At 53.8% G+C, this 14,167-nt stretch carries 12 protein-coding genes; 1 reads left to right on the top strand and 11 read right to left on the bottom strand.

Annotated elements, in window-relative coordinates; genetic code table 11:
• Positions 1-29 precede the first annotated feature (29 nt).
• The 11 genes from D8S85_RS07165 to D8S85_RS07115 all read right to left on the bottom strand — a co-directional run bounded on the left by D8S85_RS07165 (position 30) and on the right by D8S85_RS07115 (position 11,860).
• Entirely contained in the window at positions 30-1,451 is a 1,422-nt protein-coding gene (locus D8S85_RS07165; RefSeq protein ID WP_127074918.1) for an NADH-quinone oxidoreductase subunit N, read from the bottom strand.
• A gap of 340 nt (positions 1,452-1,791) precedes the next feature.
• On the bottom strand, positions 1,792-3,288 hold the full coding sequence (locus D8S85_RS07160) for a complex I subunit 4 family protein (protein ID WP_106480115.1): 1,497 nt from the start codon (positions 3,286-3,288) through the stop codon (positions 1,792-1,794).
• A gap of 69 nt (positions 3,289-3,357) precedes the next feature.
• A complete protein-coding gene (gene nuoL, locus D8S85_RS07155; RefSeq protein WP_106480114.1) occupies positions 3,358-5,262 on the bottom strand; it encodes an NADH-quinone oxidoreductase subunit L in 1,905 nt (634 codons plus the stop codon).
• 244 nt (positions 5,263-5,506) lie between these two features.
• Entirely contained in the window at positions 5,507-5,836 is a 330-nt protein-coding gene (gene nuoK, locus D8S85_RS07150; RefSeq protein WP_106625006.1) for an NADH-quinone oxidoreductase subunit NuoK, read from the bottom strand.
• Positions 5,837-6,075: 239 nt separating this feature from the next.
• The gene (locus tag D8S85_RS07145) at positions 6,076-6,588 is read right to left on the bottom strand and encodes an NADH-quinone oxidoreductase subunit J family protein (RefSeq protein ID WP_106480112.1); all 513 of its coding nucleotides are present in this window, start codon (positions 6,586-6,588) and stop codon (positions 6,076-6,078) included.
• 232 nt (positions 6,589-6,820) lie between these two features.
• Entirely contained in the window at positions 6,821-7,273 is a 453-nt protein-coding gene (locus tag D8S85_RS07140) for a 4Fe-4S dicluster domain-containing protein (protein WP_106480111.1), read from the bottom strand.
• 10 nt (positions 7,274-7,283) lie between these two features.
• Complete coding sequence (nuoH, locus tag D8S85_RS07135) at positions 7,284-8,360, bottom strand: NADH-quinone oxidoreductase subunit NuoH (RefSeq protein WP_106480110.1); 1,077 nt, start codon at positions 8,358-8,360, stop codon at positions 7,284-7,286.
• Between the two features lie 271 nt (positions 8,361-8,631).
• On the bottom strand, positions 8,632-10,257 hold the full coding sequence (locus tag D8S85_RS07130; RefSeq protein WP_106480109.1) for an NADH-quinone oxidoreductase subunit D-related protein: 1,626 nt from the start codon (positions 10,255-10,257) through the stop codon (positions 8,632-8,634).
• Positions 10,258-10,452: 195 nt separating this feature from the next.
• Complete coding sequence (locus tag D8S85_RS07125; RefSeq protein ID WP_106480108.1) at positions 10,453-11,016, bottom strand: NADH-quinone oxidoreductase subunit B; 564 nt, start codon at positions 11,014-11,016, stop codon at positions 10,453-10,455.
• Positions 11,007-11,357, bottom strand: a complete 351-nt coding sequence (locus D8S85_RS07120; RefSeq protein ID WP_106480107.1) for an NADH-quinone oxidoreductase subunit A — start codon at positions 11,355-11,357, stop codon at positions 11,007-11,009. The genes D8S85_RS07125 and D8S85_RS07120 overlap by 10 nt, the downstream gene beginning before the upstream one ends.
• Before the next feature lie 131 nt (positions 11,358-11,488).
• Positions 11,489-11,860 carry a hypothetical protein gene (locus D8S85_RS07115; RefSeq protein ID WP_127074917.1) on the bottom strand — a complete coding sequence of 124 codons (372 nt, stop codon included), beginning with the start codon at positions 11,858-11,860 and terminating at the stop codon, positions 11,489-11,491.
• 195 nt (positions 11,861-12,055) lie between these two features.
• On the opposite strand from D8S85_RS07115, the gene D8S85_RS07110 reads away from it, so the two are divergent.
• Entirely contained in the window at positions 12,056-13,942 is a 1,887-nt protein-coding gene (locus D8S85_RS07110) for an amidophosphoribosyltransferase (protein ID WP_127074916.1), read from the top strand.
• Positions 13,943-14,167: the final 225 nt, after the last annotated feature.

Here is a 14,167-nt window from a genome sequence, read left to right as displayed (position 1 = left end):
ATAAATCATAAATCATAAATCAGTTCATTCTACATTCCAAAACTGTAAGTTCCGATGCTCTCGTACACGATGCTGAGGAGTCCCACGAGTAGGATTCCGGCGCTGCAGATGACGAGGCTTACGCGGGAGTAGTTGTCGGAGGCGAAGGGGGCGATGGGTTGCTCGCTTTTGTTGATGAACATGGCTTTGACGACTCTCAGGTAGTAGTAGAGGGAGATGATGGTGTTCAAGAGGGCGATGAAGACGAGCACGTAGTATCCCTGTTGCGCGGCGGCGGCAAATATGAAGAATTTGCTGAAGAATCCGGCGAAGGGCGGTATTCCGGCCAGCGAGAAGAGGGCCAGCATCATGACGAAGCTCAGGCGGGGGTTGGTGGCGTATAGCCCGTTGTAGTCGTCGATCGTGATTTTACCGGAGCGGTGTTCCACGACGGCGATGACGCCGAAGGCGGCGAGGTTGGAGAGCATGTAGACGAGCACGTAGTATACGAGTCCGGTCATACCGAGGGCCGTTCCGCTGATGACGCCCAGCATGATGTACCCGGCTTGGGAGATGGAGGAGTAGGCGAGGAAGCGTTTGAGGTTCTGTTGGCGTATGGCGAAGAGGTTGGCCAGGGTGATGGAGGCGACGATGACCCAGTAGAGGATGGTCTGCCATTCGTTCACGAGCGGGGCGAAGACTTTGTAGAGGATGGTCATGAGGACGAACGCGGCGGCGCCTTTGGAGATGACGGAGAGGTAGGCGGTGACGCTGGTGGGGGCTCCCTCGTAGACGTCGGGCGTCCACTGGTGGAAGGGGACGAGGGAGAGTTTGAAGCCCAGTCCCACGAAGAAGAAGACGAAGGCCATCAGTTGGAGGGGGCTGCCGTTGAGCCCGGCGGGGATGTCCTCGAAGTAGAGCGTGCTGGCGGTGCCGTAGATTAACGAGATGCCGTAGAGCGACAGGCCGGAGGCGAAGACGGCGGTGAGGATGTATTTGGCACCGGCCTCGGCCGATTGTTGTTTGTATTTGTCGAAGGCGGCAAGGGTGGCCATCGGGATGGAGGCCGTTTCGAGGCCGATGAAGAACATGAGGAAGTTGCCGGCCGAGATCATGAAGTACATGCCGAGCAGGGTGGCCAGGGTGATCATGTAGAATTCACCGCGGCGAATGATGGCGCGCTCGCCGGAGAGCCAGTTGTTGGCTTGCATGAAGACGAGCAGGGTGCCGATGCCGAGGATGGTTTTCATGACGCTGCCCATGGCCGTGTTGTGGTACATGCCCCCGAAGGCGGTGACGTCCGGGGTGGGACAGATGTTGAACAGGATGTGTATGCCCACGAGGAGGCAGGCTACCGGTTGTATGTATTTCAAGCTTTTCGGGGTGCCGAATATGTCGTAGATGAGGAGTAGGACGATCACCGCGACGAGTGATATTTCCTGTTGCATGTGTAAGAAGTTCGTGTAGACCATTTTGATTTATGATTTATGATTTTAGATTTTAAATTTTAGATTCCGGCCGCACGGGGCTGGCGCGGGGGCTACCCCCTCTAACTCCCCCTTACACAGGGGGAGGATGGCATTGCGGTGGATTTGGAAGTCCATCGCTCGGCCCTTGGGTAGGGGGAGGATGGGATCGCGGTGTATTTGGGTGTCCATTGCTCGGCCCTTGGGAAAGGGGTGGAGGTGCGGCGCTGTTGCATTGCGGCGGTTTCTCGCGTTAGGCTCTCCCCCTGTGTAAGGGGGAGTTGGAGGGGGTAGTTGTTTCATTCTGCATTCTGCATTTTAAATTTTAAATTTTAAATTTTAAATTCTACATTCTTCCCAGCGCCGCGAGTACGGAGTCAAGCGAGGTCCGGATCATGTCGGAGAGCCACAGGGGGGCCAGTCCGATGCCGGCGATGGCGATGATGAGTATGGTCGTGGAGAAGCGTTCGTACCAGTTGGCGTCGGAGAGGGCGTAGTGGTGTTCGTTGACCACGCTCCCGTAGAGTAGTTTGCCGACCACGCGCAGGATGTACACGGCCGTGATGACGATGGACGTGCAGGCGATGATGGTGAATACCCGGTGGAAGGTGTCCGTTTCCTGGAAGGCCCCGACGAAGACGGTCATTTCAGCCACGAATCCGCTGAGTCCCGGGAGACCGAGGGAGGCAAGGCCGGCGATGACGTAGCAGACGCCGAGGTAGGGCATGATTTTCATGAGTCCGCCCATTTCCCGGATGTCGCGGGTGTGCGTGCGCCCGTAGATCATGCCGATGAGGGCGAAGAAGAGGGCGGTCATCAGGCCGTGGGAGAGCATTTGCATGACGGCTCCCGTCATGGCCGTCTGGTTGAGCATGAGGATGGCAAAGAGTACGAGCCCGCAGTGGCTGACGGAGGAGTAGGCGTTGATGTATTTCAAGTCGGTTTGCACGATGGCGGAGTAGGCCCCGTATACGACGCTGATGCCCGTGAGGATGATGAATATCCAGGAGAGTTCTTTGGCGGCTTCCGGCATGAGGTAGATGGCGACGCGGAAGCAGCCGTATCCCCCGAGTTTCATCAGTACCCCGGCGTGGAGCATGGAGACGGCCGTGGGGGCGGAGGCGTGACCGTCGGGCGACCAGGTGTGGAACGGGAATAGCGCGCCGAGTACCCCGAAGCCGATGAAGACGAGCGGGAAGAACCAGTGTTGCAGGTTTTCGGGCATGGCGTGGGCCCGCGCGATTTCCTGGAGGTTCATGGTGAGCGCTCCCGTGGCGGAGGAGTGGAAGTAGATGCCCAGGATTCCCACGAGCAGCAGGGCCGATCCTCCCATGAGCATCAGGGTGAGTTTCATGGCCGCGTATTCTTTTTTCCCGCTACCCCAGACGCCGATCAGGAGGTACATGGGGATGAGGGCGACCTCGTAGAACATGAACATGGTGAAGAGGTCGACGGAGATGAAGAACCCGAACACGCCGATGGTCAAGAGGTTGAACCACAGGAAGTATTCTTTTTGCAGGAAGTCCATTTTCCAGGACGCGAAGGTGCCCGTGAAGACGATGATGGCGGATAGCAGCAGCATGGCTACCGAGATGCCGTCGACTCCCACGGAGTAGTGTATGTTCAAGGGGGCGTACCAGATCGTGCTGGCGGTGAAGAGCATTTCGGCGGTGTTGCCGGCTGCCCGTTCTCCCAGGTACGCGAATACCAACCCGACGGCCAAGGCCAGCAGGAGGGAGGCTCCGGTGGCTACCGCTACACGTATTTGTTGCAGGTTTCTGGATAGGAATAGCCCGCACATGGTGAGTATTGGTATTAGGACGAATAGTGATAAGAAGTTCATATTATTTGTGATTTATGATTTATGATTTTAGATTTATGATTTTAAATTCTACATTCTACATTCTAAATTCTACATTATTAATAAAATTGCAACTAGTATCAACAGGGAGCCGAGGAGGATCACGTAGGCGTGTTGTTGTACTTGTCCGGATTGTAGTCCCCGGATGGAGTAGGAGAACCGGCGCGTGGCGTTTGCCAGGCCGTTGAGCGAGCCGTCGATGACGTGGCGGTCGAACCAGGCGATGGGACGGGATACGTGGTTGAAGATGACGCGTTTCGTGATGAAGAGGTACAGTTCGTCCATGTAGAACCGTCGGTAGGCGGCGCGGTGCAGGCCGCTGAACGCGGTGGCCAGGCGATCCGGTACGGGGTTCGAGCCTTTGTAGAACCAGGTGGCGAGGGCGATGGATGCCGCGGCGATGATGATGCTGGCGGTGGCTATCGTCCAGTCGAGGTGGATGGTGTACGCGAGGCCGTTGCTGCTGACGAATTTACCGAAGGGTATGAACCCGGCGATGAGTGTTACCGCGGCGAGGAAGACGAGGGGCAGGGTCATGCTTTTCGGGGCCTCGTGCGGGGTGTGTTCGTGGGTGCTTTCTTTGCCCCAGAATATGTTGTAGTAGAGGCGGAACATGTAGAATGCCGTCAGGGCCGCGATGAAGCTCATCACGACGCCGAGCACGGGGCTGAACATGAAGGCGGCCGTGAGTATTTCGTCTTTACTGAAGAACCCGGAGAAGGGGGGTATGCCCGAGATGGCGAGGCAGGCGACGAGGAAGGTGGCGTGCGTGACGGGCAGATATTTGCGAAGTCCGCCCATGTGGCTCATCTCGTTGCTGTGGACGGCATGGATGATGGCACCCGCGCCGAGGAATAGCAAGGCTTTGAACATGGCGTGGGTGAAGAGGTGGAACATGGAGGCCATGTATCCCAGTCCTTCGTGTCCTTCCATGCCGGAGACACCGAGGGCGACCATCATGAAGCCGATCTGGGAGATGGTGGAGAAGGCCAGCACGCGTTTGATGTCGGTCTGCACGCAGGCGACTACCGCGGCGTAGAGGGAGGTGACGGCTCCCACGACCGCGATGAGCACGAGTACTTCGGGTGCCTCGAAGTAGTAGACGGGGAACAAGCGGGCCACGAGGTAGACTCCGGCAACGACCATGGTGGCCGCGTGGATCAATGCCGACACGGGGGTCGGTCCTTCCATGGCGTCGGGCAGCCAGATGTGTAGCGGGAACATGGCCGATTTCCCGGCTCCTCCCATGAATATCAAGGCCATGGCCCAGCTCATCACGGAGCATCCCATGAAGGTTGTTCCGGCAGCCCCGGCAAAGAGGGAGGTGTCGCCCGAGGTGAGCAGTTGGAACGAGAATGTTTTCGTGTAGAAGGAGAGCAGCAGGATGCCGATCAGGAAGCCGAGGTCAGCGAAGCGGGTGACGATGAAGGCTTTTTTGGAGGCGGCCACGGCCTCGGGTTTGGTGTAGTAGAAGCCGATCAGCAGGTAGGAGGAAACTCCCACCAGTTCCCAGAAGATGTACATCTGGAAGATGTTGGTGGCCACGACGAGTCCCAGCATGGAGAAGCTGAAGAGGGAGAGGAAGGCGTAGTAGCGCTGGAATCCTTTTTCCCCGTGCATGTATCCCAAGCTGTAGACGTGTACCATCAAGGATACGGTGGTGATGACGACGAGCATCATGACGGAGATGGGGTCCAGCAGGATGCCGAGGTCGATGTGCAGGTGGCGCGTGAAGCGCAGCCATTCGAAGTTGAAGGGTGTGACGGGGAGGCGTACGCCTTCTACCCGGGGCATAGAGAAGTATTGCCATGCCGTCATGTACGCGAGCAGGGCACATATCGCCAGGGATAACGTTCCGATGCATCCGGCGGTGGCGGGCTTTAGTTTCGTGCCCAGCAGGCCTAACGCTAGGAAGGTTAGCAGTGGTAGGGTTAGTATTAAGGTTGTGTATTCCATGTTTAGATTTATGATTTATGATTTCTTGATTTTAGATTCCGGCCGCACGGGGCTGGCGCGGCAACTACCCCCTCTAACTCCCCCTTGCACAGGGGGAGGATGGCATCGCGGTGTATTTGGGTGGCCATCGCTCGGCCTTTGGGAAGGGGGAGGAGGCGCGGCGCTGTTGCATCGCGGTGCTTTCTCGCGTTAGGCTCTCCCCCTGTGTAAGGGGGAGTCGGTGGGGGTAGTTGTTTTTTCATTTTCAATTCTCAATTTTCAATTGTTTATCTTCTTCTTCTCGCAGTTCGTTTAAGTTTTTCACCTGTATATTGCGGATGTTCCGGTATATATTGATGATGATGGCTATGGCGACGGCGGTTTCGCAGGCGGAAACACCGATGGCGAAGAGGGTGAAGAAGAAGCCTTCCAGTTGTTCGGGGAAGAGGTAGCGGTTGAACACGGCGAAGTTGATGTCCACCGAGTTCAGGATTAACTCGATCGAGATGAGCACGGCGAGCAGGTTTCTTCGGGTGATGAACCCGTAGATTCCGGCAAAGAGCATGATTGTGCTGATCACTAGGTAGTATTCCATGTGTAGTTCCATGTGCTATTTATGATTTTGGATTTATGATTTATGATTTATGATTCCGGCCGCACGGGGCTGGCGCGGCAACTACCCCCTCTAACTCCCCCTTGCACAGGGGGAGGATACGCTTCATTGTTATATTGAAGCGGTTTCTCGCGTTAGGCTCTCCCCCTGTGTAAGGGGGAGTCGGTGGGGGTAGTTGTTTTTTCATTTTACATTCTACATTTTACATTCTATATTTTTCGTTATCTTTTTCTCGCGATCATGATCCCACCGATGATGCAGGTCAATAACAGGACGCTGATGACTTCGAAGGGGAGGAGGTATTGGTATTTCTCCGTGCCCATCAAGGCGGTCCCGATGACTTTCTGGTTGATCTCTCCGCCCACGAAGCGGGAGGGACCGAAGGAGTGCATTAAGGTGATGTAGACGCATATTGCCGTTCCGGCGAGGGCCGTGATCAGTCCGGCAAACATCTTGCTGTTCTTTAGTCTGCTGACTTTGCTTTTGTCGGGCGTGGTGAGCAGTATCGAGAACACGTACAGGATGATGATACCCCCGGCGTAGATCGTTAGCTGTACCGCTCCCAGGAATGAGTATTCCAACTGGAAGTATATTCCGGCAGTGGCGAAAAGCACGAATAGCAGGTAGGTGGCCGATCTTAAGATTCGGTTGGTTGTCACGGTCAGGATCGAGAAGACAACGATGACTGTTGCCAGGATGAAGAAGACCGTTTCTTGTAGTTCTGCTGTACTCATATGATGATTTTAGATTTTAGATTTATGATTTATGATTTATGATTCCGGCCGCACGGGCTGGCGCTTTTGGTTTTCACTTTTATCTTTTAGTTTTTATCTTTTATCTTTTATCTTTTATCTTCTCGACGACCCCCTCTAACTCCCCCTTACACAGGGGGAGGATGGCATCGCGGTGTTTTGGGGTAGTTCTTTTCATTTTAAATTCTACATTTTAAATTCTAAATTCTACATTTTACATTCCTTCCTCGTGTAGGTATTTTACCAGTTTGCTGCGCGTGTAGACGGCGTGTTCGAACGTGGGTCTGAATTCGATGGCTTGTTGAGGGCACATTTTCACGCAGAGTTGGCAGAACATGCAGCGGCCGAGGTCGTAGCGGTATTTTACCAGTACTTTTTTCTTTTTGCCGGCTTCGTCCGTGACGAGTTCGGAGGTGACTTTGATGGTGCCGTTCGGGCAGTTCATCTCGCAGATGCCGCAGGCGATGCATTTGTGGTGGTTGTTTTCGTCGTGAGGCATTACCAGTTCACCGCGGAATCGGTCGAACATTTTCAACGTGGCCCGGTTTTCCGGGTATTGTTCCGTTGTTTTCTTGGTAAAGAATTCCCGTAGCGTGACTTTCATTCCGGTCAGCAGGGAGAGGAGGCCTTTGAAGAAGGTGGTGATGTATTTTATAATGCTCTTCATAGTTTCGTCTTTAAAAGTGTAGTTTAAATACGACAATGATTACCATCAGGAACAGGTTGATGAGGTTGATCGGCAGCAGGTAGCGCCATTCCAAGCGGAGTAACTGGTCGATGCGCAAGCGCGGGAAGGTCCATTTAAACCACATGATGATGAATATGACGACGGCTGTTTTGCCGAAGAACCAGAAGATGGAGGGTATGTAGTCCATGATTTGGTTGAAGTTTTCCCAGCCGGGGACGTGTAAGGGCATCCACCCGCCCAGGAAGAGGGTGCTGGCCACGGAGGCGACGACGAACATGTTCAGGTATTCGGCGAGGTAGAAGAAGCCGAAGTGCATGCCGGAGTACTCGGTGTGGTAGCCTGCGGTTAGTTCGGAGTCGGCTTCCGGCAGGTCGAAGGGCCCCCGGTTGGTTTCGGCGGTTCCGGCGATGATGTAGACGATGAAGGCGATGCAGGCGGGGAGGTGTCCTTTGAATAGTAGCCACCCGTTTACCTGGCTGTCGACGATGGTGGAGAGTTGCATGCTTCCGGTGAAGACGACCACGGTGAGGATGGATAGCCCGATGGATAGCTCGTAGCTGATCATCTGCGCACCGCTTCGCATGGCCCCGATGAGGGAGTATTTGTTGTTGCTGGCCCATCCGGCGAGCAGGATTCCCACGATGCCGATGGAGGAGACGGCGATCAGGAAGAAGATGCCGACGTTGAAGTCGATGACGTGCAGTCCTTTCGCGAAGGGGATGCAGCCGAAGGCCAGTACCGACGCGATGATGACGACGAAGGGGGCGAGGTTGAACAGGAAGCGGTCGACGTGGTTGATGTCGATGATTTCCTTGGTCAACATTTTGATCATGTCGGCGACACTTTGTATGATGCCGTAGGGGCCCACGCGGTTCGGTCCGATACGGCATTGGAAGAAGGCACACACTTTACGTTCCACGTAGATCAGCACGAGGGCGATCACGGCGTATCCCACGAGCAGGCAAAGCCCGACGAGGATGAATTCGACCAGCGTGGCGGCCGCGTGCGGGAGGAAGCTCCTTAGGAGTTCGTCTACCCATTGTGTTATTGTTGAGAAATCAAACATGTTTCGATTTTAGATTTATGATTTGTGATTTATGATTCCGGCCGCACGGGGCCTGATTAATTTTAGATTTTAGATTTTAAATTTTAGATTCCGGCCGCACAGGGCTGGCGCGGCAACTACCCCCTCTGGCTCCCCCTTGCACAGGGGGAGGAGGCGCTTCATTGTTACATTGAAGCAGTTTCTCGCGTTAGGCTCTCCCCCCGTGTAAGGGGGAGTCGGAGGGGGTAGTCGTTTCATTCTACATTCTACATTTTAAATTCTACATTCTTTGTCATCTGTCAATGTCCGGAACAACGTAGTCGAGGGTACCGCCGATGGCGATGAGGTCGGCGATTTTACCGCCTTTGGTGATCAGGTCGACGATGGATACCAGTGGCAGGCAGGGGGAACGGAATTTTACCCGGTAAGGGTATTTGTCGCCCCGGCTTTCGAGGTAGACACCGAATTCTCCGCGGCTGGCTTCGACGCTTTTGAAGTAGTGACCTTCCGGCAGTTTGATGAGCGGTTTGGTCTTCACGGCGTAGTCGCCCGCGGGGATGTTGTCTACCAGTTGTTCCAGTATATGTAGTGATTCGAGGATTTCGTCCATGCGTACCATGTAGCGGGCGAAGGAGTCGCCTTCGGTGTAGAGGATTTCTTTGAAATCGACTTTGTCGTAGACTCCGTACGGCGAGTGTTTGCGCACGTCGCATGACCACCCGCAGGCGCGTCCCGTCGGTCCGGTTGCCCCGTAGCTGATGGCATCTTCTTTTTTGAGGATGCCGACGCCTTTGAGACGTTGTTGGGCGATGACGTTGCCCGTGAATACGTCGTGGTATTCTTTGAGCATGGGGGGGAGGTATTTGATGAATTCTTTGATCCGGTGTATGAGGTTCGGGTGGATGTCGGCCATCACGCCGCCGATGACGTTGTAGTTCTGGATGAGGCGTCCCCCGGTGGTTTCTTCCATGATGTCGAGCACTTTTTCCCGGTCGCGGAAGCCGTAGAAGAAGGCGGTCAGCGCTCCCATGTCCATGCAGAGGCAGGACCAGAAGAGGAGGTGGGAGGAGAGGCGGTTGAGCTCGTCCATGATGGTGCGGATGTATTTGACGCGTTCCGGTATTTCCAGTCCCATGGCTTCTTCGATGCACATGCAGAGGGCGTGGCGGTTCTGGTGGGCGGCAAGGTAGTCCAGTCGGTCGGTCAGGGCGAGCGTTTGCGGGTAGGTGAGGCTTTCGCATAGTTTTTCGATGCCCCGGTGGATGTATCCGCAGTTGACGTCTACCTTTTTCACGATTTCTCCTTCGAGGGATACTCGGAAACGGAGCACGCCGTGGGTGGCGGGGTGTTGCGGTCCGATGTTTACCACGTATTCGTCTTCTTCGAAGAGGATGTTTTCTTTCTCGCTGACTTCCCCGTCCTGGGTGTCGGATTCGAAGGTGGGGACGGCGTCCAACGTTTCTTCACTTTCCAGCCGCACGGGGTTTATTTCGGGGTCGGCGTTGTAGTCTTTGCGCAACGGGTAGCCAACCCAGTCGTTCCGCAGGAAGAGGCGTCGCATGTCGGGGTGGTTGATGAAGCGGATACCGAAGAAGTCGTAGACTTCGCGTTCGTTCAGGTTTGCCGTGGCCCAGATGTCCGACACGGTGGGCAGTTCCGGGTTTTCCCGGTCGGTCGTGAAGGTTTTAAGGAATAGTTTGTGCTCGTGAGCGGTGGATTGCAAGAGGTTGATCACCCCGAGGGAGTCACCCCAGTCCATTCCCGTCATGCAGATCATGAAGTCGAAGGAGAGGTCGTGGTCGTGCCTCAGCCGGAGTGCCAGTTCCCTGTACTTGGCAGGGGGCACGGTCACGGTGAGGATGCCGCTTTCGTCGATTTCCGCGTCGGGGATGATGTTTTTTATTTTATTTGCTAACATGTACTGGTTGATTTCTTGATTTATGATTTATGATTTAGGATTTAGGATTGAACCCCCTCTGGCTCCCCTTGGGAAGGGGGAGGATGCGCTGCGCTGTTGCATTGGAGCGTGTCCTCGCGTTGGTCTCTCCCCCTGTGCAAGGGGGAGTTGGTGGGGGTAGTTTTTCATTCTAAATTCTAAATTTTACATTCTACATTATTCTTTGTTTTCTTTTTCCTTGTGGTTTTTGCCACCGAGGAAGCGTTCCACTTTTACTTTGCGTTGCAGTTGGATCATCCCGTAGAGGAGGGCTTCCGGGCGCGGAGGACATCCGGGGATGTAGACGTCGACGGGAATGATGGATTCGACGCCTTGCACGACGTGGTAAGAGTTTTTGAACGGTCCGCCGGAAATGGCACATCCACCCACGGCAATCACGTATTTGGGTTCGGCCATCTGGTCGTAAAGACGTTTCAGCACGGGGGCCATTTTGTGGACGATGGTGCCCGCCACCATGATGAAGTCGGCTTGTCGGGGACTGGCTCGCGTTACTTCAAACCCGAATCGGGAGAAATCGTAACGTGCCGCTCCCACTGCCATGAATTCGATACCGCAGCAGCTTGTCGCGAAGGTAAGCGGCCAAAGGGAGTTCGAGCGTCCCCAGTTGATGACGTCGTCGAGGCATCCCACGATGACGTTGGTGCCGGATGCCCGAAGTTGTTCAAGATATTCGTTATCGTTGAACTCTTCATATTTCATGGATTTGATTTTTACTTCCATTCCAACGCTCCTTTCTTCCACGCGTAAGCTAATCCGAGGATGAGGATCAGCATGAAAAACAAGACGTTTAGCAAGCCGTTAATCCCGGCGTCTTGCACGGTGACCGCCCAAGGGTAGAGGAATACGGTTTCCACGTCGAACATTAAGAATAAGATGGCAAACAGGTAGTATCCCGCTTTGAATTGCATCCATGATTTTCCTCGCGTGGGTACACCGCATTCGTAGGCTTCTCCTTTCTGTTTGTTGAAGCTACGGGGAGAAATGGCCCGGGCGATGCTCATGGCGATAACTACCAGTAAGATGGCTGTAATGAGTACAACCACGAATAATGTTAGATTCATAATATAAAAAGTTTCAGGTTTTCAAGTTTCAGGTTACAAGTTCGGTTACAGGGAAAAGTGTGGCAAGTTGCAAATTCGTGACTGCAATTTGCAGGGGGATCGGCCCGCCCTGTAACTTGTTTGATTGCCGGCTAAACAATGATTTCCCGCAGGGCAAAGACGTAGTATTTGGTCTTTCCGAGGGTTGAGTAGGGGTGAAAGTAGAGGTTGCGTTTGGCGTGTGTGGCTACCGTGTTGTTTTTGCCGTTCCTTTGCAGGAAGGAGGGGACCAGGTGTGATTTGGAGTCCGGGACCAGGTGCGAGTAGCCTAGTGAAAGTTCGTAGCTTTCGTGAAAAAAGAGTAACAGGGGGATCGTGGCGGCTTCGCAGGTTTCGTTCCGGTAGAATTCATGTGCTACGTGGGCTTCTTCCAAGGTCAAGTTTTGTCCTTGGGCCGGAATCCCGCTGGAGCTAACCAGTGCGAATAACACGATCAATATACTATTTTTCAGTACGTTCAACATTATTCTGTTTTCTTAAGGCCCGCAAAGATAGCCTAATTTTAAAATTTGATTGAAAAATGTGTGGTAAAGAATGTTAATGGGAGGGGGTAGAAGCTTGTGTTTTTTCCCCGTGATCTGCGTTTTTTTTCTTATTTTTGTGACTTCTCCGGGAAAGGAGAATGTCCCGGGGGTTAATACAAGAAATTAGGTAAAAATATGAGTGACACCATTCATCATGAGTGTGGTTTCGCGTTGATTCGATTGCTGAAACCATTGGATTATTATCAGGAGAAGTACGGTTCTTATCTTTATGGACTAAACCGGTTGTACATTTTAATGGAAAAACAGCGTAACCGCGGTCAAGACGGGGCGGGGGTCGTGGGGTTGAAGCTCGACATGGAGCCGGGGTACAAGTATATGGATCGGGTGCGTTCCTGTGACGCGAATCCGATACAGGAGGTGTTTGACCGGATTCACGAGCCGTTTACGCCGGAGGCGCTGCGGGGGAAGGATGCCGCTTGGGCGAAGAAGAATCTTCCGTTTGTTTCCGAGATTTACTTGGGGCATTTGCGTTACGCGACTTTCGGGAAGAATAATATAGATTACGTTCATCCGCTGAAACGGGCAAGTAATTGGCGGGCGCATAATCTGGCGTTGGCGGCGAATTTTAACTTGACGAACGTGGATGAGTTGTTCGAGAGTTTGATCCGGGCGGGGCAGTATCCGCGCAATTATTCCGACACGGTGACTTTGCTTGAGAAGGTGGGTTATTTTCTGGATAGCGAGATCCAGGATTTGTACCGTTTCTATAAAGAGAAGGGTTTTTCGAAGCAGGAGATTACCCCGTTGATCGAGCGGACGATTGATTTGCCGAAGGTGCTTGCCCGAAGTAGCGAGGATTGGGACGGGGGGTATGCCGTGGCCGGGGTGATCGGGCACGGGGATGCTTTCGTGATGCGCGACCCGTGGGGGATACGTCCGGCTTATTATTATAAGGATGAGGAGGTGGTCGTGGTGGCTTCCGAGGCTTCCGTGATCCAGACGGCTTTTCAGGGGGTGAATATGGAGATATCGGAGATTCGTCCGGGATACGCGTTGTTGATCAAGAAGGATGGGACGGTGACGGAGGAGCTCGTGCGCGAACCGCGGAGGCGTGCCAGTTGTTCGTTCGAGCGTATTTATTTTTCACGGGGGAATGATAGGAGTATATATCAGGAACGGAAGAAGTTGGGCGAGTTGTTGACCCCTCGTTTGGTGAAGGCCGTGGAGGGGGATCTGGATAACACGGTGTTTTCTTTTATCCCGAACACGGCGGAGACTTCGTTTTACGGGATGGTGAAAGGGATTCAGTTGTATATGATGGAGGAGAAGAAGCGGTTGGTCCGGGAGGGGAAGGCGACGTGGAGCGAGGAGACGCTGGACGAGATTATTTGCCGGGAACCCCGTATCGAGAAGATCGTGATCAAGGATGCGAAGTTGCGGACGTTTATTACCTCGGATTCGGGGCGCGACGGGCTGGTGGGACACGTGTATGACGTGACTTACGGGGTGGTGCAGCCGACGGATAATCTCGTGGTGATTGATGATTCGATCGTGCGGGGGACGACGTTGAAGAAGAGTATTTTGCGTATTCTCGATCGTCTTGGTCCGAAGCGTATCGTGGTGGTGTCTTCCGCCCCGCAGATTCGTTATCCCGATTGTTACGGGATCGATATGACGCGGATGAACGAGTTTATCGCGTTTAACGCGGCGATCGAGTTGTTGAAGGAGCGGGGTATGGAGGGGCTGATCGACGAGGTGTACTGGAAGTGTAAGGCGCAGCAGGGTTTGCTGAAGGAGCAGGTGGTGAATTACGTGAAAGAGATTTACGCTCCTTTTACGGAGGAGGAGATTTCCGATAAGATTGCCGAGATGGTGCGTGACGAGCATCTGAAGGCGGAGGTGAAGGTGGTGTTCCAGTCCGTGGAGGATTTGCACGCGGCTTGCCCGAATGATACGGGTGACTGGTATTTCACCGGAGATTATCCTACTCCCGGTGGGAATAAGGTGGTTAATACTGCTTATATTAATTGGGTGGAGGGGAGGAATGAGAGGTCTTATTGATTTGGGATTTGTGATTTTGGATTTATGATTGAACCCCCTCTGGCTCCCCCTTGGGAAGGGGGAGGATGCGTTGCGCGATGAGAACCCCTTCGGGCTTCTCTTTGGGAAGGGGGAGGAGGGGCAGCACGGTTGCATTGGAGCGTGTTTTTGTGTTGGGTTTTCTTCTGGTGAAAAAGGGGGAGGCGGATGTGTTTGAAATTCCACATCCGCCTCCCTTTTGATAAA

The sequence above is a fragment of the Butyricimonas faecalis genome, assembly GCF_003991565.1.
GTDB lineage: Bacteria > Bacteroidota > Bacteroidia > Bacteroidales > Marinifilaceae > Butyricimonas > Butyricimonas faecalis.
The sequence above is the reverse complement of the archived record's forward strand: the minus strand, read 5'-3'. Positions and strand labels throughout refer to the sequence as shown.

Coding starts and splice junctions, on each gene's coding strand:
- D8S85_RS07145 (WP_106480112.1), bottom strand. CDS start 6,588: ATGAGTACAGCAGAACTACAAGAAACGGTCTTCTTCATCCTGGCAACA.
- D8S85_RS07120 (WP_106480107.1), bottom strand. CDS start 11,357: ATGAATCTAACATTATTCGTGGTTGTACTCATTACAGCCATCTTACTG.
- D8S85_RS07110 (WP_127074916.1), top strand. CDS start 12,056: ATGAGTGACACCATTCATCATGAGTGTGGTTTCGCGTTGATTCGATTG.
- nuoH (WP_106480110.1), bottom strand. CDS start 8,360: ATGTTTGATTTCTCAACAATAACACAATGGGTAGACGAACTCCTAAGG.
- D8S85_RS07165 (WP_127074918.1), bottom strand. CDS start 1,451: ATGGTCTACACGAACTTCTTACACATGCAACAGGAAATATCACTCGTC.
- D8S85_RS07160 (WP_106480115.1), bottom strand. CDS start 3,288: ATGAACTTCTTATCACTATTCGTCCTAATACCAATACTCACCATGTGC.
- D8S85_RS07130 (WP_106480109.1), bottom strand. CDS start 10,257: ATGTTAGCAAATAAAATAAAAAACATCATCCCCGACGCGGAAATCGAC.
- D8S85_RS07115 (WP_127074917.1), bottom strand. CDS start 11,860: ATGTTGAACGTACTGAAAAATAGTATATTGATCGTGTTATTCGCACTG.
- D8S85_RS07140 (WP_106480111.1), bottom strand. CDS start 7,273: ATGAAGAGCATTATAAAATACATCACCACCTTCTTCAAAGGCCTCCTC.
- D8S85_RS07125 (WP_106480108.1), bottom strand. CDS start 11,016: ATGGAAGTAAAAATCAAATCCATGAAATATGAAGAGTTCAACGATAAC.
- nuoL (WP_106480114.1), bottom strand. CDS start 5,262: ATGGAATACACAACCTTAATACTAACCCTACCACTGCTAACCTTCCTA.
- nuoK (WP_106625006.1), bottom strand. CDS start 5,836: ATGGAATACTACCTAGTGATCAGCACAATCATGCTCTTTGCCGGAATC.